At 66.7% G+C, this 19,258-nt stretch carries 16 protein-coding genes; 8 read left to right on the top strand and 8 right to left on the bottom strand.

The genetic code is table 11. The features are described from left to right. Window positions 1-184 precede the first annotated feature (184 nt). The 7 genes from ACFWM2_RS33270 to ACFWM2_RS33300 all read right to left on the bottom strand — a co-directional run bounded on the left by ACFWM2_RS33270 (window position 185) and on the right by ACFWM2_RS33300 (window position 6,965). A complete protein-coding gene (locus ACFWM2_RS33270; RefSeq protein WP_383287691.1) occupies window positions 185-1,507 on the bottom strand; it encodes a transcriptional regulator in 1,323 nt (440 codons plus the stop codon). 172 nt (window positions 1,508-1,679) lie between these two features. Next, window positions 1,680-2,087, bottom strand: coding sequence for a helix-turn-helix domain-containing protein (locus tag ACFWM2_RS33275; protein WP_383287693.1), 408 nt, complete (start codon window positions 2,085-2,087; stop codon window positions 1,680-1,682). Beyond that, window positions 2,084-2,767 carry a hypothetical protein gene (locus ACFWM2_RS33280; RefSeq protein ID WP_383287695.1) on the bottom strand — a complete coding sequence of 228 codons (684 nt, stop codon included), beginning with the start codon at window positions 2,765-2,767 and terminating at the stop codon, window positions 2,084-2,086. Before ACFWM2_RS33280 ends, ACFWM2_RS33275 begins: the two co-directional genes overlap by 4 nt. Further along, window positions 2,764-3,279, bottom strand: a complete 516-nt coding sequence (locus ACFWM2_RS33285) for a LuxR C-terminal-related transcriptional regulator (RefSeq protein ID WP_383287697.1) — start codon at window positions 3,277-3,279, stop codon at window positions 2,764-2,766. The genes ACFWM2_RS33280 and ACFWM2_RS33285 overlap by 4 nt, the downstream gene beginning before the upstream one ends. A 625-nt stretch (window positions 3,280-3,904) precedes the next feature. After that, window positions 3,905-5,743, bottom strand: a complete 1,839-nt coding sequence (locus ACFWM2_RS33290) for a glycoside hydrolase family 15 protein (RefSeq protein ID WP_383287797.1) — start codon at window positions 5,741-5,743, stop codon at window positions 3,905-3,907. A 47-nt stretch (window positions 5,744-5,790) separates the two neighbouring features. After that, on the bottom strand, window positions 5,791-6,372 hold the full coding sequence (locus ACFWM2_RS33295) for a DUF6415 family natural product biosynthesis protein (RefSeq protein ID WP_383287699.1): 582 nt from the start codon (window positions 6,370-6,372) through the stop codon (window positions 5,791-5,793). Continuing rightward, complete coding sequence (locus ACFWM2_RS33300) at window positions 6,369-6,965, bottom strand: ATP-binding protein (RefSeq protein ID WP_383287701.1); 597 nt, start codon at window positions 6,963-6,965, stop codon at window positions 6,369-6,371. Before ACFWM2_RS33300 ends, ACFWM2_RS33295 begins: the two co-directional genes overlap by 4 nt. A gap of 401 nt (window positions 6,966-7,366) precedes the next feature. Between ACFWM2_RS33300 and ACFWM2_RS33305 the strand changes: the two genes are divergently transcribed. The 5 genes from ACFWM2_RS33305 (at window position 7,367) to ACFWM2_RS33325 (ending at window position 13,319) form a co-directional block, all read left to right on the top strand. Beyond that, entirely contained in the window at window positions 7,367-8,557 is a 1,191-nt protein-coding gene (locus ACFWM2_RS33305) for a Tat pathway signal protein (protein WP_383287703.1), read from the top strand. 75 nt (window positions 8,558-8,632) lie between these two features. Beyond that, on the top strand, window positions 8,633-9,124 hold the full coding sequence (locus ACFWM2_RS33310; protein ID WP_383287705.1) for a TrmO family methyltransferase: 492 nt from the start codon (window positions 8,633-8,635) through the stop codon (window positions 9,122-9,124). 431 nt (window positions 9,125-9,555) lie between these two features. After that, the gene (locus ACFWM2_RS33315) at window positions 9,556-11,049 is read left to right on the top strand and encodes a helix-turn-helix domain-containing protein (protein WP_383287707.1); all 1,494 of its coding nucleotides are present in this window, start codon (window positions 9,556-9,558) and stop codon (window positions 11,047-11,049) included. Then, complete coding sequence (locus ACFWM2_RS33320) at window positions 11,046-11,759, top strand: HAD family hydrolase (protein ID WP_383287709.1); 714 nt, start codon at window positions 11,046-11,048, stop codon at window positions 11,757-11,759. Before ACFWM2_RS33315 ends, ACFWM2_RS33320 begins: the two co-directional genes overlap by 4 nt. A gap of 432 nt (window positions 11,760-12,191) precedes the next feature. After that, a complete protein-coding gene (locus tag ACFWM2_RS33325; protein WP_383287711.1) occupies window positions 12,192-13,319 on the top strand; it encodes a helix-turn-helix domain-containing protein in 1,128 nt (375 codons plus the stop codon). Window positions 13,320-13,713: 394 nt separating this feature from the next. Here the strand turns inward: ACFWM2_RS33325 and ACFWM2_RS33330 are convergent, their stop codons facing one another. Further along, window positions 13,714-14,337, bottom strand: a complete 624-nt coding sequence (locus tag ACFWM2_RS33330) for a hypothetical protein (RefSeq protein WP_383287713.1) — start codon at window positions 14,335-14,337, stop codon at window positions 13,714-13,716. A 188-nt stretch (window positions 14,338-14,525) separates the two neighbouring features. On the opposite strand from ACFWM2_RS33330, the gene ACFWM2_RS33335 reads away from it, so the two are divergent. The 3 genes from ACFWM2_RS33335 to ACFWM2_RS33345 are packed head-to-tail and all read left to right on the top strand — an operon-like array spanning window position 14,526 to window position 19,230. Then, on the top strand, window positions 14,526-17,981 hold the full coding sequence (locus tag ACFWM2_RS33335; protein WP_383287715.1) for a DNA polymerase III subunit alpha: 3,456 nt from the start codon (window positions 14,526-14,528) through the stop codon (window positions 17,979-17,981). A 5-nt stretch (window positions 17,982-17,986) separates the two neighbouring features. After that, the gene (locus ACFWM2_RS33340) at window positions 17,987-19,000 is read left to right on the top strand and encodes a helix-hairpin-helix domain-containing protein (protein ID WP_383287716.1); all 1,014 of its coding nucleotides are present in this window, start codon (window positions 17,987-17,989) and stop codon (window positions 18,998-19,000) included. Next, entirely contained in the window at window positions 18,997-19,230 is a 234-nt protein-coding gene (locus ACFWM2_RS33345) for a hypothetical protein (protein WP_383287718.1), read from the top strand. The genes ACFWM2_RS33340 and ACFWM2_RS33345 overlap by 4 nt, the downstream gene beginning before the upstream one ends. Window positions 19,231-19,258: the final 28 nt, after the last annotated feature.

The following is a 19,258-nucleotide window of genomic DNA, read 5'->3' on the forward strand; positions in this document are numbered from 1 at the left end:
CCACGCCCTGGCGCAAACCGAGCACCGGACAGGCAGGAGTACCACGGCTGATGGGCAGGACCAGTCGCAAACGTATTTCGGCACGAGCTGACGTGCTCGCCCGGGGCCAGGACAGGCGACCACCCGCGGATCATGTCCTAGAACCCTCGACCGGCCACAAACTCCCGGGGCGACGAGCCAGGGCCTAGAAATCGTGGAGTGGCTCTTCGGCACTAAGTCGGCTGAGACGTTCAGTGAGCCGCCGACTCATCAAATGCTGCGAAAGCTGGGCGGCACGCCGCGCCAGAACCCCGTGCTCGGCGACATCACCGCGCTGACGAGCCAACTCGGCGCCGGTGATTAGGAGTTCGACGGTGTCGCGAGTTCGGTCAGAGGGAAGGATCGACGCTTCCTTTAGCGCCTGTACTCCCTGCTCAGCCAGCTCGGCCACTGAGAACGCCCACGCCGCCTGCCCCTCCAACTCGCGGCGGTCGAACCACTCCAGCCAGGCCGGACCTGTGCCGCTCTGAGCGCGGCTGAAGAATTCACGGGCCCGCTTCACCGCGGCCACAACATGGTCAGGTTTTCCGTTGAGCGCCCATGCGCGAGCCTCAGTCACGCACGCATAAGCCCTGACCAGCCCGGGGGCTCCCTCAGCTGCCAATACCGCACTCCGCGCATGAGCCAGGACATCCGCCTGGCCGCCCTGCGTGGCGGCCAGGCGGGCCTGGTGGATATGGACCCGGGTGATGCGGGAGCGGTCGCCGATCGCCTGGGCCAGCCGCATCGCCTGGAGGTCGTAACGCTGCGCCAACCCAGGGAGCTGATCGTCATAGGCCATCGAGGCCATCGCGAGGACCGCATCCACCACGCTGCCGTAGAGCCTACGCCCGGTCCGTGCGGAGAAGGTCCCGTTCAGCATTGGTGCAGCATGCGTGTCCATCATTGAAGCGAACACGCCGCGAAACTTGCCGCCGCCGTGCTGGGAGTCCAACTTGCCGTACAGCCGCGTTTGTTCGTCCAACAGGTCGATATCCGCAGCGGTGACCTTGTGCGGCCCACATCCACCGATGACGGCGTCCGCGGGCATCACGAGCGCCTCTCGCGAGGCGGGTCCGAACACGCTCGCCGAGAAGGCGCTCTTGACGACGCTGCGCCGGCGCATGGCGTCCAGGGCCCATAGCTTCGACAGCATTCGCACGGCGTGGCTTACATCTAGGTACTCCAGCGACTGTGCCGCGACCAGATCCGTGTCGGCTGGCCACCCAAGGCTCTCGGGGGTGACCTGCTTGAGAAGAGCGGAAGAGAGCACGTGACAAGCGACGGCCGCGAGGGCCGGGCTCGGTGTGGTCTCGCCCGAACACCATCTGGCAGCCGTGCTAGGGCTGACCGTGTTCGGCAGCCCCACTGCCTCGCAACGCTTGAACACCCGATGTGCGAAGCCCCTGATTGACCAGCCCAACTGCTCCAGATGCTTGGCCAGCGCCTCGTTGCGACTACAGTCGCTTGCCCCGCGGGAGTGCGCCATCACCTTCACCTTCGTCGTTGTGAGAGCTGTAGCCGAAGCGGCCGCGCGTTGGCTGCACACCCGGGCCGTGCGGAGTCGAACAGGAGCGGTAAGGGCCGAAAGGCGGGGCCCTCGGCTTGTTCGTCGTCCGATCGATGAGAGCTCCGGCATAGGAGGCGGTCTCCTTGAGCCGTCACGACGGGACTTCGTGATGGCGACGCTCGGCGCCCCGGCATCGCAGTTGGACCTCACAGCGCTTAAGCAGACTGTGAATTGCCCCGTAGGACCGGGTCGTTGCCGCACAGATGTCTTTGATCGCGGCCTTGCGCTCTTTGTAGGCTGCGACGACCTTCGTCTGGAACTCGTGAGCCTCCTGTCCCTGCAGGCGGCGGTGTTTTGGGACGACGGGCAGGTCGAGTGGAGGATCGAATCGGGTCAGGCGCTCCGTCCCAGCCGGGATGGACGTGTTCAATGGCACAGGGACTCCGCTGACGGATGCGCCGGGCAAGGGACAAACATCAGGTGTTGCTGCAGGCTGAGGGCTGGCCTGACGCGAGGGAGTGTTGCCTTGGGCGATCACGACGCCGGTCGAGGTGGTCATGTGCCTGTCTCCTTGGAGGTGTTCGGGACGGCAGATTGGAGCGGAACGGTGCAGCAGATCAGCGGCTCTAAATGGTGGGCTAGCGCTCGGAGCTGCAGGAGTGCCAGCTGCCGTCCACCCTTCTCCTTGGCGGGGCGAACGAACTGCCATCCACAGACGCTCATGAGGTGGTCGAGCAGGTGCATGCGCATCGTGTCGTTGCGCGAGGGTGCGCCCGACGGAACCTCGCAGCGCACCCACGCCACGCCGAGGCGGGCGGCAAAGTCCGTTGCCCACAGCGTCATGAGACGGCCGACCAGGTCGGTCTTGCGGTCGGGTGCGGTGTAGGCAAGGGATACCAGCAGGGTGGGTTCGTAGATGTCGGCTTCCCAGTGCGGGAGGGTCGGCTGGCGATTCAGCCGCATGCACCCGACGGGATGCCCGTTCTCAAACAGGGCAACCGAGTCCACCCCTTGTTCCCGGTACAAGGCGGCCGGATCGCCCGGGTAGGGCGGGGTAAGCCACCGGTCATTGAGCCATCTGATGCGCTGCTCGACGAGCTCGGCGACCGCGTCACGGTCTTGTTCGGTCAACAGTGGACGCATCTCGTATGGCGGGTGACGGGCGTCCTGTGTTCCTGTTACCACGACATTGGCACCGGAAGTCGGATGGTGCTCCGCATGGGTCGCGGTTCCGGTCACCGCGCCGCTCCGTCGGTCTCGTTCCGGGCGTCGCCGGCGCTGGCGGACTTGCTGTCGCGTGCGCCGAGAAAGCCCCACGCGTGGCAGAGGCCGATCAAGTGGGTGTCGTTGTCGGCCCCTGCCTTGGCAACCAGGACCTTGATCGACGGACGGACCTCGGCCTCAGGGAGCCTCGCCAACCGGGCGATGTCGTGGGTTTCTGGGTGCAGAGCGAGAGCTTGCAGGAGCCGCCGCTCGGCGAGGGTGAATTCGGGGCTATCGGCGCGTGCCGGGGGCGGGTCGATCTGCCCGCTGACCAGCACAGCATGTGCACGGGCGGGCCTGCCAGTTCTGCTGGTGATCTGGAACTTCCGGCCGATGCTGCCGACGTGGCCGGCGAAGGTGCTAGTGCTCATTCCTAGGTCCTGCGCGCCTTGGATGTTGGAAGCGCCTGTGAGGAGGACTTCAGCAACCCGCTTTTCAGCACGGGTGAGTTGGGTGAGCGCGGCAGTGGTCGGAATCTTGACAGGCATCAGGCACTTCCGGTCGTGGGCTGAAGCAGAACGGGAAGGCCGCCAGGATGTGTCCCCCGGCCCACGACCGTCGGGGGGCAGCCCACGGTCCGGGCCGGCCCACCACTCGCGGGCCCGTCTAAGGGGTGGGGAACTCGCTCACGCGACATGGAAACGGTCGAAGCCCCGTGGAAGAAGGGGGAATTGGCGGCCCCGGAACTGCGGGGAGGAGAGACGACAGCGGGGAAGTCGGCATCGTCGGGTGGTTGGAGCGTCTGAAGCGCGGCGTGCAGCAGCAGCGGCGCGGTGAAGGCGCGCAAGCGCTCGTTGCCCATCCGTGCCCAGCGCAGGTGCTGCCCGGCGCCTGCGGAGACCGGTGGCAGGCAGAGGAGACCGCTGTCCAGGTGCTGGATGGGCTGCGGCCAATTCAGCCCACACCCTGAGCCGGGAGGAAGGATCAGTACCCAGTTGCCCATGTGGGCGACCGCGGCCCCCACCGGATGCGGCCTGTAGCGGTCAAGGAGTTGGACGAGCCGGAGGGCTTGGATCATGGGTACAACTGCGGCATCGAAGCCGTCACCCAGTCGCACTTCCACGGGCTGGTTGGAGCGGTGGACGGTGGGAAACAACTGAGCCAGGGTGGGGTTCATGCAGCCATCACCGGAACCTTCGCCGACTCCAGCTGATGCAGCAAGAGGGCACTGTCGACGAGGCCGATGTGGCTGAACGCCTGGGGGAAATTGCCCAGTTGCTGACCAGCCACCGGGTCGTACTCCTCCGCCAGCAGGCCGAGGTCATTGCATAGGGACAGCAGCCGCTCGAACAGCACCCCCGCTTCGTCCAGGCAGCCGATCAGGGCCAGGGCATCCACCATCCAGAACGAGCAGATCAGGAACGTTCCCTCGCCCCCGGGCAGGCCGTCCAGGCCCGCTTGCGTGCCCTCGGTCGGGTAGCGCTGGACGAATCCTTGGGGTGTCGACAGCTCGCTCCGGACAGCGGCGATGGTGCCGACGACGCGTGGGTCATCCGGCGGGAGGAAGCCGACCCGCGGGATCAGTAGGAGGGAGGCGTCCAACTCGTCCGAGCCGTAGGACTGGGTGAACGTATTGCGACTCTGGTCGTAGCCCTTGGTGCATACGTCGTGGTGGATGGCGTCACGTAACACCACCAGCTCCTCCAGGTCTGCCAATGGCATCACGCCGGCCTGGATCAGCTTGATGGTGCGGTCGACGGCCACCCACGCCATGACCTTGGAGTGGACGAATTGCCGGCGTGGGCCGCGTACCTCCCAGATGCCCTCGTCGGGCTGGTTCCAGTGGTCTTTCAGGTACGTGACCAGCCGCAACTGGAGGGCGGCGGTGTCTCCGCATGGGGCAAGGCCGCTCTGGTGGGCGACGAACAACGCCTCGCAGACCTCGCCGTACACGTCCAGTTGAAGTTGGCCGGCGGCGCCGTTGCCCACCCGGACCGGGGCAGATCCCGCGTAACCAGGCAGCCACGGGAGCACGCGCTCGGTGAGGTCACGCTCGCCGAGGATGCTGTACATGATCTGCAATTCGTCCGGATCGCCAGCGACCGCCTTGAGTAGCCAGTTCCGCCAGGCGCGCGCTTCGTCGCGGTACCCGGTGCGCAGCAGGGCGTTCAGGGTGATCGCAGAGTCGCGCAGCCAACAGAACCGGTAGTCCCAGTTCCGTACGCCTCCGACCTCCTCGGGCAGCGATGTGGTGGGCGCTGCGACAATCCCCCCTGTCGGGGCGTAGGTGAGTGCCTTCAACGTGATTAGTGAACGGATCACGGATTCGCGCCATGGGCCGTCGTAGCTGCACTGTCCGGCCCAATCAGCCCAGAACTTCTCGGCGTTCTCCAGCTCCTCCCACGGGTCGAGCTTCGGGGGGACGCTCAATGTGTACGCGGACTGCCAGGTGAGAGTGAAGGTAACGCGCTCGCCGGGGCCCACCGCGAAATCTGCGAAGGTCGTCTTCCCGTCGTTGTACGTCTCGGCGTCCGTGTCGAGCCACATCGCGTCGGGCCCGGCGAGCGCGACCGGACGTCCGTCGATCTGCTGGAGCCAGGGGGTCACGCGGCCATAGCCGAAGCTCATCCGCAGGGCAGACTGCATGGCCACGTAGCCGCTGACACCCTCAACGATCCGGATCAGCTGCGGCGCGTGACCGTCACGAGGCGGCATGAAATCGATGATCCGGACCGTTCCGGTCGGTGTATCCCACTCCATCTCCAGAATGAGTGATTCGCCGCGGTAGCGGCGGCGGGTGCTGGGCGGTTGGGTCTCGTTCGTGTCACAGACGGGGCCTAAGCGCCAGGAGCCGTGCTCTTCGGTTCCGAGCAGTCCGGCGAAGACGGCGCTCGAATCGAAGCGAGGCAGGCATAGCCAGTCGGCTGTGCCATCCCGGCAAACCAGCGTGGCGGTCTGCATGTCGCCGATGAGCGCGTAGTCCTCGATGCGACGGCTGGTCATATGTTCCATCTCTGGGAGGAGGCGCCCGGAGAGCCCGGGCAGGCGGGCGGAAGTGCTCACGGCTGTCGTTTCCCGCTGGCGAAGCGCGGCCTGGTCAGGGTCGCGGGGACAGGTAGCCTCCCCGCGGATACCAAGACCATCGAAGCGTGGAGGCATCGCTGCCCCTCGCAGACGGCGGGGGCAACTTCAAGTCGTTCCCACCGTCCCCACCGTCCCCTTCGGCGTGGGCGTGCTGGGATTCGTGCTGGCCCGAGGGACGTGAAGGAGGGATCGGCAGGCCCCTCCGAGCCGAGCTGGTCAAGGACTTCCTCTACGGACTGCGCGAAGTGGCGCAGGTGGACCCGAGCGGTCATGTAATCCGCGGAGGCATCTTCTTCCGCCAGCCGTTGTGCTTCGGCAAGGGCTTTGTAGAGCGAATTGTTGGTTGTGCCCCGGACTGCTGTGAGCGGTCCGAGCTGCATGAGATGTCCACGTTGCAGCATCGCCAGGTCGGTGACGTCCTGTGCGCAGTCGAGGACGGGTGCCTCTTCATCAAGGACCAGCGCGACAGTCTCCTCAGCCGCACGTGTCGCGAGTCGGCGAGATGAACTGCCCGCGGAGTTGTGAGTCACGATCCTGCTGCATCGTCGGACGTTCATGACAGCGGCGCCCTTCGGCCGCGGGGAGCGTCGAGCTCGAGCCAGACCGTTTTGCCAGAGCCGTCGGGTTCCGTGGTGGCCCCCCAGCGGTCCGCGACCGCGTCAACGAGGCGAAGTCCGCGTCCGTCTTCGCAGTCCACGCTGGCGTGCCGGCGGTGCGGAACCTCGGGCGAGGGGTCCGTCACGGTCACCCACAACTCGGTCGGGGTGCACCAAGCCGTCAAGGTCACTTTGTGCGTGCCGGAGGCGATGCCCCGGCAGCCATGCTTCACCGCATTGGTGAGGAGTTCCTGGGCCGCAAGCGCTACATCGTCGGCGATGGGCTCAAGCCCCCAGTCCAGGAGTCTCGCGCGAAGATCGCGACGTGCTGCCCGGACAGCAGTCAGGTCTGCCGCCAGCGTGGTCTGCAAATGTGGAGAGGATCCGCTCGGATGGACTGAGTCGGAAGTCGTCCTTCCGCCGGCGTCATAATCCATCAACACCGCACATCCTTCTCGGGAGTCGAGGTAGACCCCGTAGCCAGGGCCACTGCGGGCCGCAAGGGACCGCCCAGCATCCGGCGAGCGCCTCGTCCGCTGTTGGAGTTGGTTCATCAGCAGTTCCTCCTCGCCGCGATCGAAAGCGACGTGGGTACGCAGAGGGGCGCCGGCCTGTGGTGATGAGTGGCCGATTTCCTAGCTGCGTACGGCTGTTGGGGAATATCGTCTTGCAGAGCGAACCGTGAATTGAGGCCTGCGGGTATCCCGCCGATGCCACAGGCACTGCTAACGCTGCTAAAGATCGTTTCCTGAACGGGGGCCGCGACATGGCGCGGACACGTAACAACTTGTTGGCAGCCGTCATCCGCGAAGTGGGCTGGTCGCAGGAACAAGTGGCCGCCCACTTCCGACGCGTGGCCGCCGAGTGTGGCGCCCCTGATCTGCTGCGAGTGACTCGCTCGCACATCTCTCAGTGGGTCCTGGGGTCCATACCGGAAGGCCAGGCGCCCCGTATCTTGAGCGAGACGCTCTCGCGAGGAGTGGGGCGCGTCGTCACACTGGCGCAGATCGGGCTCGCCCCGGCGGAAGCGGTGATGCCGACGACGCCCGGCTGGGACGTCGAGACGGTGGCCGCGCTGGTAGACCTCAGGGACAACATGAACATGAATCGTCGACAGGTGCTGACCACGTCGGCCTACTCTGCCGTCGGGACCGCACTGCCCCCAGAGAGCTGGTGGAACGAGACCCTTCGACGCGCCCAGAGCCGCGGTTCGGTTTCCCGAACGACCGTCACAGCCACACATGTTGAAGCCGTTCACGAGGCCATGCGGTTCTTTTCCCAGCAGGATCAGCGCCTGGGCGGCCAAGCCGGCCGAGCAGCACTGATCACCTATATCAAGAACGACGTCGCTGGCTACCTCGCACGCCGCTTCCCATCCGAGACGGTGCGATGCGCGCTCTTTGCCGCAGCTGCTGAACTGGTCTACCTCGCCGGCTGGACGGCATTCGATTCCGGCGACCATGGCGCGGCCCAGGCCTACTTCAACCTCGCCTTCCGCATGTCCGCCGAGGCTGATGACGCCCCCCTTGCCGGGCACATCCTTCGCGCCGCAGCCCACCAGGCCGTCGACCTCGGTCACCCCACGCGCGCACTCGAGCTGGCCGAAGGGTCTCTCGCACAGCGCCGCTACACATCGGCTAGCCCCCGCGAGAAGGCCCTCCTTGGAGTCGTTCACGCCCGGGCCCTCGCTGCGGCGCAGAGGAAGCCAGAAGCTCGAGCAGCACTGCGCCGAGCCGAGCACGACCTGAGCAACGCCAACGCGGCGGAGGCTCCGGCCCGCGTCTTCTTCTTCTCGGAGGCGAGCCTCGCCCACGAGACCGCCTGCACGCTGCGCGACTTGGGCGACTTGAAGAGCGCACAGACCGAATTTCAGCGCAGCGTTCGAACCCGTGCGCTTCCCTTCGCACGAACGCATGCCGTGACGCTCGGGTACCTGGGAGACGTCCAGGTGCGTCAGGGCAATGTCGAGGCAGCGTGCGCAACCTGGTCCCACGCCCTCGACACGATGGACGGCATCCAGTCCGGCCGGGTCCGCGACACCGTGGTCCAGATGCGTCGTGCTCTCTCTCCGGTACGGGCCCGCGGCGGCCGCACGGCCACCGAGCTCGACCAGCGCGCTCAGGCAGTCCTCCGCGGCGTAGGCTGACCGCGCCATGGCGAGTGAGGTGCCCGACACATCTCCTCGCGGAGCATCACGACCAAAGAGAACGAAGGGGAATCTGTGTCTCCACACTCCATCGAAGTCCCAGTGATCGGCAGAGTCGTTGGCGGCCACGCCGGACGCCTGGACGACTACAAGGGAGACGTGGAGTCGATCATCCGTCTCCGACCGGAGTACCCCGTCGAGACGCTGAAAGGAATCGAGGAATTCTCGCACCTGCAGGTCATCTGGTTCTTCAGCGAGGGGTCGCCAGACGATGTTGCGCTGCATGCACGTAGCCCTCGCGACAACCCGGCTTGGCCAGCAACGGGAACCTTCGTGCACCACAATCATCGTCGCCCGCCGCGCTTGGGAACGTCGTTTCCCAGGCTGCTGCGCGTCAACGGTCTCGATCTGCATGTGACGGACCTGGACGCAGATGACGGAACACCTGTTGTTGACCTTGTAGCTGTGTTCAAGGAGATGCTTCCGCGCAGCGTCGTTACGCAGCCGACTTGGCCGACCGAGATGCTGGAGAAGTACTGGGCACCGGCAAGCGACCGACCGCAGTAGACGCACATCGCCACGCACCCTCGCGCAACTGGACGCAGAGCACATGACTGCTGCCAGCAACCTGCCTCTTCCTCGCCTCACCGCGGCAACGCAAACGCGATCGACTCCGAGCTCGTACTCACGAAGAGGCCGCGAGGCGCCAAGGAAACTTGCTTCGTCGACGGTTGCCGCCGCGCTTCGCACCGTCGGCGCATCGCGTCCGACCAGGAGCACGGGCGCTGGCACGGTTCCAAACACCAAGGCCCCCTGCAAAGTTGCGTCGGCGGACATCGCACTCAGGCCGCTGTCTGATCGTTCTGCGGCCGTGGCAAGAGTCTGGGGTCGACATAGATCGACATGCATCGCTGAGGCGATATCGCTACAGCGATATCGATCTGCGCATAGCTCGAACTATGAGTGAGTTCGCCTAACTCGGTACGACAGGTGCTGCCATGAAGATGCCGATCCGCGTGTGCGGCAGGTGCGGGAACGCACTGAGTCAGTACAACCCCGACCTTGTGTGCGCGCCCTGCTCACGGGCCGGAACCGTGCCCACGGTCCCTGACCGGGCGTGGCGCGACGATCAGGTACAACGAGCCCTGGCTGCTTGGGACTTCGGTGAGCTACTTCGCTTGCTACGTCGTCGTTCTGGGCTGTCCCAGATGGACTTACGCGCCCTAACCGGGCTCACTCAGTCCTACATTTCCGACCTTGAGAACGGCCGCAAGCAGCTCGGAAGCCGCGACTCCATCATCGATCTGCTCAACGGACTTGGCCTTCCCTCGGACTTGCGACCGCTTCTCCTCACGCCGCTTTGGGACCGGGATCGGTCAACGGTTTCGGACACACTCGATCCCGCGATGCCGTGGACAGCGGACCGTATGGTGACGTCACTTGAAGTTGCTGTCGGAGGTCCCATGAAGCGTCGAAGCGTGCTGACCGCCTTGAGCGGAGCCGGTCTTACTCAAAGCATCCTGCAGTCGGCCATTGCCCCTAGGGAGGCGCTGGCCGCGGGCCCTCGCGACGGAACGCGGGTGACCATTCCGCTCCTCGCCTCACTGCAGACCACTACAGACGCACTGAGGCAGCTGGACGCGAGCAGCGGCAGCGGAACTCTGGCCAGTACTGCCAAGCAGCACCTGCAGGTCCTGCTAGGGCTGATGAAGACCGGAACTTTCGACGAACGGACGGGCCAACGGCTCGCGGCAGTAACCGCCGATACAGCCATCCAGACCGGCTGGTACACGTTCGATGGCGGCAAGCACGAAGAGGCCCAACGCTTCTTTCTGGGCGCACTGCGTGCAGCTCACGCATCGGCGGACTCAAGACTCCGCGCGGCCGCACTCTCCTTCCTGGCCATCCACGGCTACTCGGTCGGTGACCCCCGCGAAGCGGTAACCGCGGCGCGGACAGCGCGCCAGATCATCAGTGATCAGGACGCGCCAGCGCTTCACGCCATGCTCCTTACACGGCAAGCCAGGGGCCACGCTCGCCTCCGCGAGGAGCGCCACGCGCTGGCGGCCTTGGAGGAAGCGGAAGCGCTGTGCGCCAAAGGACCCGGCGAGGACGACCCGCACTGGCTGTACTGGATCAATCCCGGCGAGATCCTCGGCCAACGTGGCAGCTGTTTCCTTGAACTAGGCCGTCCCATCGATGCCGCCACCGCCTTCGCGGCAGCCCGCGGCATGCTAAGCCGAGACGAAACGCGCACGAGGGCCCAGTTCCTCTCCCGCGCAGCAACAGCGCAGATGCGAGCGGGTGACGCCGACGCCGGCTGCGCTACCGGACAGGAGGTACTCACCATGGTGGACGGAATCCAGTCCGCTCGTCTCGACGAACACCTGGGCTCGATGCTGCGCGAGGCTCGGCAGTTCAACAGCGCGGCGCCCGCAGGTCAGCTCCTCGACCGGGGCGAAGCTCTCCTCAAGGATCGGGCTCGCGTGTGATCTTGGTTCTCTGGGACATCGATCGGACGCTGCTATACGTCGGTGACACCGACCGCTTGGTGTACCGCGAGGTGTTCCGCAAAATAGTCGGCCGTAGCGCACAGCAACTCCCCGCCAGAGGGACCGGCGTCACCATGCCGCTTGCGGTGCGAGAACTCCTATCCGCCAACGGAGTCCCCGAATCGGAGATCGATCACCTCGCCGACCTGATGGTTGACCACCTGCCCGGACAGCTCAATCGGCATCGCGAGGCATTGCGTTGCGACGGACACCTGATGCCAGGAGCTGTCGAAGCCCTCGTGGCCGTTCGTCACGCGCAACTACTCGTCCCGACGGTTGTCACCGGCAACCTCAGAGCGAGTGCAGAGATCAAACTGTCCGCTTTCTCCCTCCAGGACTACGTCGACACGACCGTAGGAGGGTATGCCTCCGACGACTCCCATCGGCCTGCCCTGGTGCGCATTGCCCAGGCCAGGGCGGAGGCGGTTTACGGCCACGCTTTCAGCCGTGAGAACACTGTCATCATCGGTGACTCTCTCCAGGACGTCCGTACTGGACAAGAGGGAGGGGCGAGAGTCGTCGGGGTTGCTTCGGGAACGACCTCGGCTGAGCATTTGATCGCCGAAGGAGCCGACCACGTGATGCCGGATCTGACGGATGCAGGACGACTCGTGGAACTGATCCACGCGATCGCAGGGCGTGTCGCGTAGTAGAGGTTGGCTGGGCAAGCTCGCTCGTGACCCTTCATGGTCTGCCCGCAGGCGAACGACTGGCTGGACAACTCGCTTGCTGTGCTCGCTGTTGGGAGCCTGGTTCCCGAACCTCGAGAAGAGCAGCCGCTTCCCGCGCCCGAGTCGCCGCCAAGGTGGTGACGCACGGCTGTGAAACGCCCCAACCCCCCGCTGCGACCAGCAGGAGGGGGGAGAGGCCGGAAGCCGCCTGACCAGTGAGTGAGCCATACGCCCGGCCTGGTCACGGGCTTTGTTACAAGCCGTTGGCCAGCCACGATTACAAAGGCCCGGTCTGGCCTTGTCATATGAGCGTTCCCTACGCTGAGACCGGACTGGGCAGCAGAACTATGAATACAGCGCCGGTGGAACACCCGTCCCCGGTGAGCAGCTAGTCGAAGTCAGGAGCCGAGCATGGTGATGGCCACCCTTGGGGAGGTCGTCGCGGTCTACCGGACCCGAGCCGCTCTCGATCCCTCACAGGTGGCAGAGCGGGCAGGAATCTCCGTAGCCCAGTACCTGGCTCTCGAACGGGGCACCGCTTGGCCGGGCATCGCCGTGGTCGAGGCCGTGGTCGACGCCCTCGAAATCCCCGACAGCCAGCGTGCCCGCCTGGCGCTGGCCAGCGCTCCACTGGACAAGTACCTGCAGCGCATGCTGCATGGCTATGACATTCCTGCACTCATCGTGGACAGCACATGGTGCACGGTGGAGGCCAACAGTTTCGCCCGGGCACTGCTGCCCGACTCGGCTCTGCCGGGGTGGAACCTGATGCGCTGGATCCTGCTCGATCGCAATGCACAGCGACGACTAGCCAACTGGGACGACGTTGCCGGAGGCTTCGCCAGAGTGCTTCGCGATGGCAGCACAGCTGCTCCTGACAACGCGGAGCTACGCCACATCCGTGATGACGCCGACCAACTACAGCTGGTCGGCGCGCCCTCGACGGACTGCCTCGACGGGCAGGTATTCGTCTGGCGCACGGACAGCGGTCGCTACGCGATCTCCGCCTGTCTGGTCACCGTTCCCAGCGGGCGACCGGACCTGAGGCAGCTCACCTTCGTTCCCAGAAGCACCCAGTCCGTGCCTGTCTTCGTGAGCGCACAGGCGCCTCCCACACCCTGGGAGGGGCTCCTGCTCGCAGATCTGCTGTCCTGCGGCCTGTGCGGTCTGCTCCTGACGGGCGGCGGCCAACCAACTGCCTTCAGCTGTGCCACGGGGTGCCTGCCTGAGCTCCCCGCGGACGAGCTGGAGATCCGCATCTCCGAGCAGGTGCTGCCGCGTGCGTTCCCGCCTCAGGCCTGTCGCGAGCTGGGTGTCGCACAGGAGATCCTCGCGGCCGACGGAGTCGAGATGGACCTGAATGTGCCCGTCTCACCCAAGCACGCGCTGCATCAGTGGCAGCGCTCGATGACCAGCACTCAGCGCCGGGGCATTCTCACCACGACCTTGAAATCAGTGAAGGTCTACCCGGCATTGATTTCAGCGGCATCCCCCGAGGTTGACCTCGCTTACACCTGGCGGGACCCAACCTGCCCGTGACAGTGGACCTGCCGGCATGTGATCCCCAGTTGTCAGTATGAATCCCGGTGACAGTCGTATCCCTATTTCGCTGCCGCGGATCGAGGGAGACCAGCAGCGCCTGCAGGACTGTGGTCGGCCCGGCCGCCGCGCTGCGCGTCGCGCCTGTTGCTCGCGCACCCACCTCTCGAAGCAGGCCACCGCCTTTCCCCACCTCAATCGCGTGTCCGCTGCAGCAGCCCGGAGGAGCCCCGCGGCGCGGCAAGCCACCGCGCCCCATGCCTGCGGAACTCGCGGGCCGTGCGACCGTCGGCGCTAGCGCTGCGCTGGCGAGGTCAGGATGAACCTGACGCTAGCGAAAGGGAGTTGCACCGCTCGTGATCCGGGCGCGTGATGCTGCACAGTGCAGCGGCCCTCACATTCCCAGCTGGATCTGTTCGTATTCGTGGAGCACGGTGGCGTAGCCGTCCTGCAGCGTGCGGGTGAGCCGGTGGAGGCTGTTGACCTTCTCGTAGAACTGCACGTTCTCCTGCACCGGCCGTGCGAGCGTGCTGTTGGAAGCATTGCCGATCAGGGCGTACCGGTACGCGTCGCCGTACTCGTCCTCGCTGTCCAATTGGACCAAGACGCTCATGGTCTTTGAATCAAGAGATCGTTCCTGACAGCCGTCCAAGTGCCCCACATAGGTGTTCAGGCGTTCAGCCAGCTTCTTGATGTTGTGGGTCTGGAGCTTCTTGTTCACCTTGTCGGCTCTGAGGTTCTCGTCACCGTCATAGCCGCAGCGCAGGGCGCAACGTGCCGTCAGGCGGATCAGCCACTTCAGTGTGAGTTCGATGCTGTGCCGGTAGAGGTAAAGGGTGGGGATGACCAGCCCGTCGTCCGGCTGTGCCAAAAAGCTCCGGGCCGTGGTCTCAGCCGCCGCGGCGTAGCCGCAGGCGATAGTGAAGTCGTCCTCGCTTGTACCGCCGAGTACAGCGATCTCGTGGGCCGGCTGGGCTGGGCGAGGCAGGTTCAATACATCGTCGTCACTGTCGTTCATGCCCGCCAGGGTGCGGTTGCCCAGCTATGGGCGGCAAGCGAATAACCTGACCATATGTTCGCTGTAGCGCCATGGGGTGCGGATCGAACACTTGCGCTAATACCGGGGTATGGTGGATACCTGAAGAGGTGCAGGCCGGGCAGGGGGTGCGCGAGCGACAGGAGGTGCGAGGCGATGGATTTACTCACGTGCACACCGCCTCCGGGTACTCGGCGCGCTACGGGGCCTCTCATCCCCGGGACCTGGTGGCCCGGGCGGCGGAGCGCGGGATGAGCGCCCTCGCGCTCACCGACCGCGACTGCGTCACCGGGGCGATCCGCTTCGTGAAGGCCTGTGCCGCCCACGGCGTGCGGCCCATCTTGGGCGTCGACCTCGCCGTCGACGCCCAAGCTCCTGCCGATCCTGACCGCAGGCGTCGTACGCCGGTGAGGGGCGGGGCGCACGTCGTCGAGCCGCTTCTGCGGGTCACCCTGCTCGCGCAGACGAAGGAGGGCTGGGCGCGGTTGTGCCGGCTGGTGTCCGCCGCGCACGCTGCGGCCGCGGGCGGTCCTCCGGTGCTGCCCCTGTCCTCGCTCGCAGAGCACGCCGGGCCGGGCCTGGTCGTGCTGCTCGGCCCGATGTCCGAACCGGTGCGCGCCCTGATCGCCGGCCGGCCGGACATCGCTGAGCAGCTGCTCGTTCCGTGGCGGGCGCTGTTCGGCGAGGGGCTGCGCCTGGAGTGCGTGTACTACGGACTGTCGGGGACCGGACCCGGGTCGCTGCGGCTGGCGGCGCGCACGCTGCAGCTGGCCGACCGTACAGGCGTGGCGGCGGTGGTGACCAACGCGGTCCGGTATGCCGACGCCGCCCAGTATCGGCTCGCGGACGTGCTGGACTCGGCCCGGCTGCTGCGGCCGATTGACTTCCGTCGCCCGGGCCGGCTCGATCCGGGCGAGCGGTGGCTGAAGGGGCCCGCGGCCATGGCCGAGGTCGCCGGGCAGATCGCGGACGCGGTCGGCGCGGGAGCGCAGCGCGCAGACCGGCTGCTCGCGGAGACTGCGGCGACCGCCGCGTCCTGCACTCTCGATCCGGTGGCCGACCTCCAGCTGGGGCAGCCTCACTTCCCCGAGCCCGAGGTCATCGGTGCCGGCGGCGGCGCGGGGGAGGCGGACCGGCTGCTGCGCGAGCGGTGCGAGGCCGGGCTGATCCAACGCGGCCTGGGCCGGGACCCTGCCGCCCGGGAGCGGATGGGCGAGGAACTCGCGGTCATTTCTCAGCTCGGTTATGCCACCTACTTCCTCACCGTCGCCACGATCGTCGCGGACGTGCGGGAGATGGGTATTCGGGTCGCGGCGCGTGGCTCCGGTGCCGGGTCCATGGTCAACCACCTGTTGCATATCGCCACCGCCAACCCACTCGATCATCACCTGTTGATGGAACGCTTCCTCAGCGTGCGGCGTACGTCGTTGCCGGACATCGACATCGATGTGGAGTCCGCTCGCCGATTGGAGGTCTACGACAAGATTTTCGACCGGTTCGGAGCCGAACGGGTCGCGGTGACGGGCATGCCGGAGACCTACCGTGCCCGGCACGCCCTGCGGGACACCGGGCTGGCCCTGGGTATCGCGCCGCAGGAGGTGGACCGGGTGGCGAAGGCCTTCCCGCACATCCGCGCGTGCGACATCCGGGCCGCACTAGGCGAATTGCCCGAGCTGAAGAAACTGGCCGCGGAGGCCGGCCGGTTCGGGATCCTGTTCGAGCTCGCCGAGGGCCTGGACGCGCTACCACGCGGAATGGCCATGCATCCTTGCGGCGTCATCCTCAGCAACAGCAGTCTGCTCGACCGGCTGCCCGTGCAGCCCACGCCCGGCGGCGCGTATCCGATGGTTCATGCGGACAAGGAGGATGTGGAGCTTGACGGTGGTTTCGGCTTCGGCCTGGTCAAGCTGGACGTCCTCGGTGTGCGCATGCAGTCGGCGATGGCGCACGCCGTCACCGAGATCGAGCAGGCAACCAGCCGCCGCATCGACCTCGATGACCCGAAGCAGGTGCCGCTGGATGACTACTTCGCCTTCAAGCTCATCCAGGACTCCCGAACCATCGGCCTCTTCCAGCTGGAGTCATCCGGGCAACAAGATCTTTTGTCCAGGCTGCAGCCGCGCGACGTACAAGACGTGATCGCCGACATTTCGCTGTTCCGTCCCGGGCCGGTGGCCGGCGGCATGCCCGAGCAGTACATCGCGGCCCGGCACGGCGCGACGCCCGTCTACCCGCATCCGGACCTGGAACCGGTCCTCAGGGATACGTACGCGGTGGTCATCTGGCACGAGCAGATCATCGACATGATCAGCGTACTGACCGGCTGCGACCGGGCGCTCGCCGAACTCGCCCGCCGCGCCCTCAGCGACGCCGAACGCCTGCCCAAGCTCCGGGCCTGGTTCCTCGCCAAGGCGACCAACCGCGGCTACGACCTCGCCATGCTCAGCGGAGTGTGGGAGACCATCGAGGCCTTCGGCGCATACGGATTCTGCAGAGCGCACGCGGTCGCCTTCGCAGTCCCGGCCCTCCAATCGGCCTGGCTCAAGGCCCACTTCCCAGCCGCCCTCTACGCGGGCCTGCTGGAACACGACCCTGGCATGTGGAGCAAAAGGATCATCGTCGCGGATGCCCGCCGCCACGGCGTGCCCGTCCTCGGCGTCGACATCAACCACTCCCGCCCGCACCACACCATCGAGCAGACCGACGACGGCACCTTCGGAGTGCGTCTGGCGCTGAGCGCCGTAAAGAACATCAGCGAAGCGGACATCACCCGCATCGCCGACCACCAGCCCTACACCTCCCTGCAAGACCTGTGGCACCGCGCCCGCCCCGCCCGACCGACGGCCGAACGCCTCGTCCAGATCGGCGCCCTCGACGCCCTACGCGGCACCCAGACCCGCCGCGACCTCCTGCTCCAAGTCACCGAGCTGCACCGACACGCCCGCACCCGCACCACCACCGGCCAACTGCCCATCGACCACGGCCAAGACCACACACCGGCCCCGTCCGGCCTGCCCGAGATGACCAGCCGCCAGGCCCTCGGCGCCGAACTCGAACACCTCCAAATCGACGTCACCCAACACCTAATGGACCACCACCATCAACTCCTGCGCGAACTCGGCGCCGTCCCCGCCGCCCACCTCGCCCGCCTGCACCCGGGCCAGCAGGTCCTCGTCGCCGGCGTACGCGCCTCCACCCAAACCCCGCCCATCGCGAGCGGCAAGCGCATCATCTTCGTCACCCTCGAAGACGGCACCGGCATGACCGACCTAGCCTTCTTCGAAGACAGCCACGACACCTGCGCCCACACGATTTTCCACTCCGGGCTGCTCCTGGTCCGCGGACAAATCCAGCGCCGCGGCCGCCGCAACACCCTCACCGGGCAACGAGTCTGGGACCTCGACGAGCTCGCCGCCGCCCGCCGCGACCACGGACCCGAAGCCGTCACCCGCTTCCTAGGCGACGACCTTCCGCCCGCCACGCGCCCCGCCCGCCCACGACCGCAGCGCACGCTGCCCGTGGAAACCGGCGCCACACTCCACCCCTGGGCAGACCTACAGCCCGCCGGCACCCGTTCCGCCGACCTCACCAAACTCGGCCACACCAGCCCGGGAAGCGCGGGATGAACCCCATGACCACCCCAACCACGCCACCACCACGGCACATCGCGCACGTCCACTACCACGGCCTCACCCCGGCCGATCCACGCTACCCACAGGTTCTTGACCTCCTCGCCACCATCAGCGCCCGCCTCCAGGCGCTCGCACCCGACGCCGCGCTCGCCGACATCAGCGGCGCGGAGAAGTACTTCGAGCGCGGCCCCGAAGGCCTCACCCAACTCATCCGGCTCCGCACCCTGGCCTGGACCGGCGTGACCACCACGATCGGCGCCGGCTCCAGCGTCATGCTCGCCGCCATGGCGGCCGCGGTCACAGAGCCCGGCGGAATCACCGTCATCCCCGACACGGACGAGGCAATCGTGGCCTTCCTCCACCCACGCCCAACCGCCGCATTGCCCGGCGTCGGACCTGCCACCGCGCGCACCCTCGCCCACCACGGCCTGGAGACCGTCGGCGACATCGCCCGCACCCCGCTCGCCACCCTGCAGCGCCTCCTTGGCGCGGCCGCCGGCCGCCAACTTCATGAGCACGCCCACGCACACGATCCCCGGACCGTCGTTCCACACTCCCTGCCCAAGACCACCAGCGTCAGCCACGGCTTCGACCGCGACGAACTCGACCCGGACCAGCACCACCGCGCCCTGCTCGCCCTCACCCACCAGCTCGGCGCCCGCCTGCGCGACGATCAGGTCGTCGCCCGCACCCTCACCCTCACCGTGCGCTACGCCGACCGCACCACCACCAGCCGCACCCGCACCCTGGCAGAGGCCACCGCACACACCCTCGCCCTGACCCGCATGGCCACCAGCCTCTACGAGGCCCTCGGCCTCCAACGCGCCCGGGTGCGCGGCCTGTCCCTGACCGCCGAGCTGACCGACGCGGCGGCCGCCGTCCATCAACTCACCTTCGACCCGGGCGACACCAAGGCCCGCTGCATTGAGTCCGCAGCAGACCGTGCCCGCCAGCGCTTCGGCACAGACGCGGTGGTTCCTGCCGCCCTCGCCGGACGCCGTGGCCGACGATGAACCGAGAGACAACGGTGCAGACCAGCTACCTCGCCCGGCTGCAGTTCGAGGCTGACGGCCCCACCGTGGAAGGCGAATGGGCCCTACGGAAGAACGCACACGACCGGTACACGGAGTGGGGCGAGCTCTACAGCAAGGATCCAAAGGTCGTGGTCTGCCTCATCGAAAGATCAGGCAGCCGGGAGCGCGTGCTTCGTACGTGGACGCCGCAGGGCGACACCGGAGCCTAGAACAACGCCTGTCCACCCGGACGAGCCG

The sequence above is a fragment of the Streptomyces sp. NPDC058371 genome (assembly GCF_042723265.1).
Classification (GTDB): domain Bacteria; phylum Actinomycetota; class Actinomycetes; order Streptomycetales; family Streptomycetaceae; genus Streptomyces.

Bases quoted from the DNA above. Each gene is read 5' to 3' on its own strand.
- ACFWM2_RS33325 (WP_383287711.1), top strand. From the start codon at position 12,192: ATGGTGATGGCCACCCTTGGGGAGGTCGTCGCGGTCTACCGGACCCGA.
- ACFWM2_RS33295 (WP_383287699.1), bottom strand. From the start codon at position 6,372: ATGAACGTCCGACGATGCAGCAGGATCGTGACTCACAACTCCGCGGGC.
- ACFWM2_RS33270 (WP_383287691.1), bottom strand. From the start codon at position 1,507: ATGGCGCACTCCCGCGGGGCAAGCGACTGTAGTCGCAACGAGGCGCTG.
- ACFWM2_RS33290 (WP_383287797.1), bottom strand. From the start codon at position 5,743: ATGGAACATATGACCAGCCGTCGCATCGAGGACTACGCGCTCATCGGC.
- ACFWM2_RS33285 (WP_383287697.1), bottom strand. From the start codon at position 3,279: ATGCCTGTCAAGATTCCGACCACTGCCGCGCTCACCCAACTCACCCGT.
- ACFWM2_RS33345 (WP_383287718.1), top strand. From the start codon at position 18,997: ATGAACCGAGAGACAACGGTGCAGACCAGCTACCTCGCCCGGCTGCAG.
- ACFWM2_RS33300 (WP_383287701.1), bottom strand. From the start codon at position 6,965: ATGAACCAACTCCAACAGCGGACGAGGCGCTCGCCGGATGCTGGGCGG.
- ACFWM2_RS33340 (WP_383287716.1), top strand. From the start codon at position 17,987: ATGACCACCCCAACCACGCCACCACCACGGCACATCGCGCACGTCCAC.
- ACFWM2_RS33315 (WP_383287707.1), top strand. From the start codon at position 9,556: ATGAAGATGCCGATCCGCGTGTGCGGCAGGTGCGGGAACGCACTGAGT.
- ACFWM2_RS33330 (WP_383287713.1), bottom strand. From the start codon at position 14,337: ATGAACGACAGTGACGACGATGTATTGAACCTGCCTCGCCCAGCCCAG.
- ACFWM2_RS33275 (WP_383287693.1), bottom strand. From the start codon at position 2,087: ATGACCACCTCGACCGGCGTCGTGATCGCCCAAGGCAACACTCCCTCG.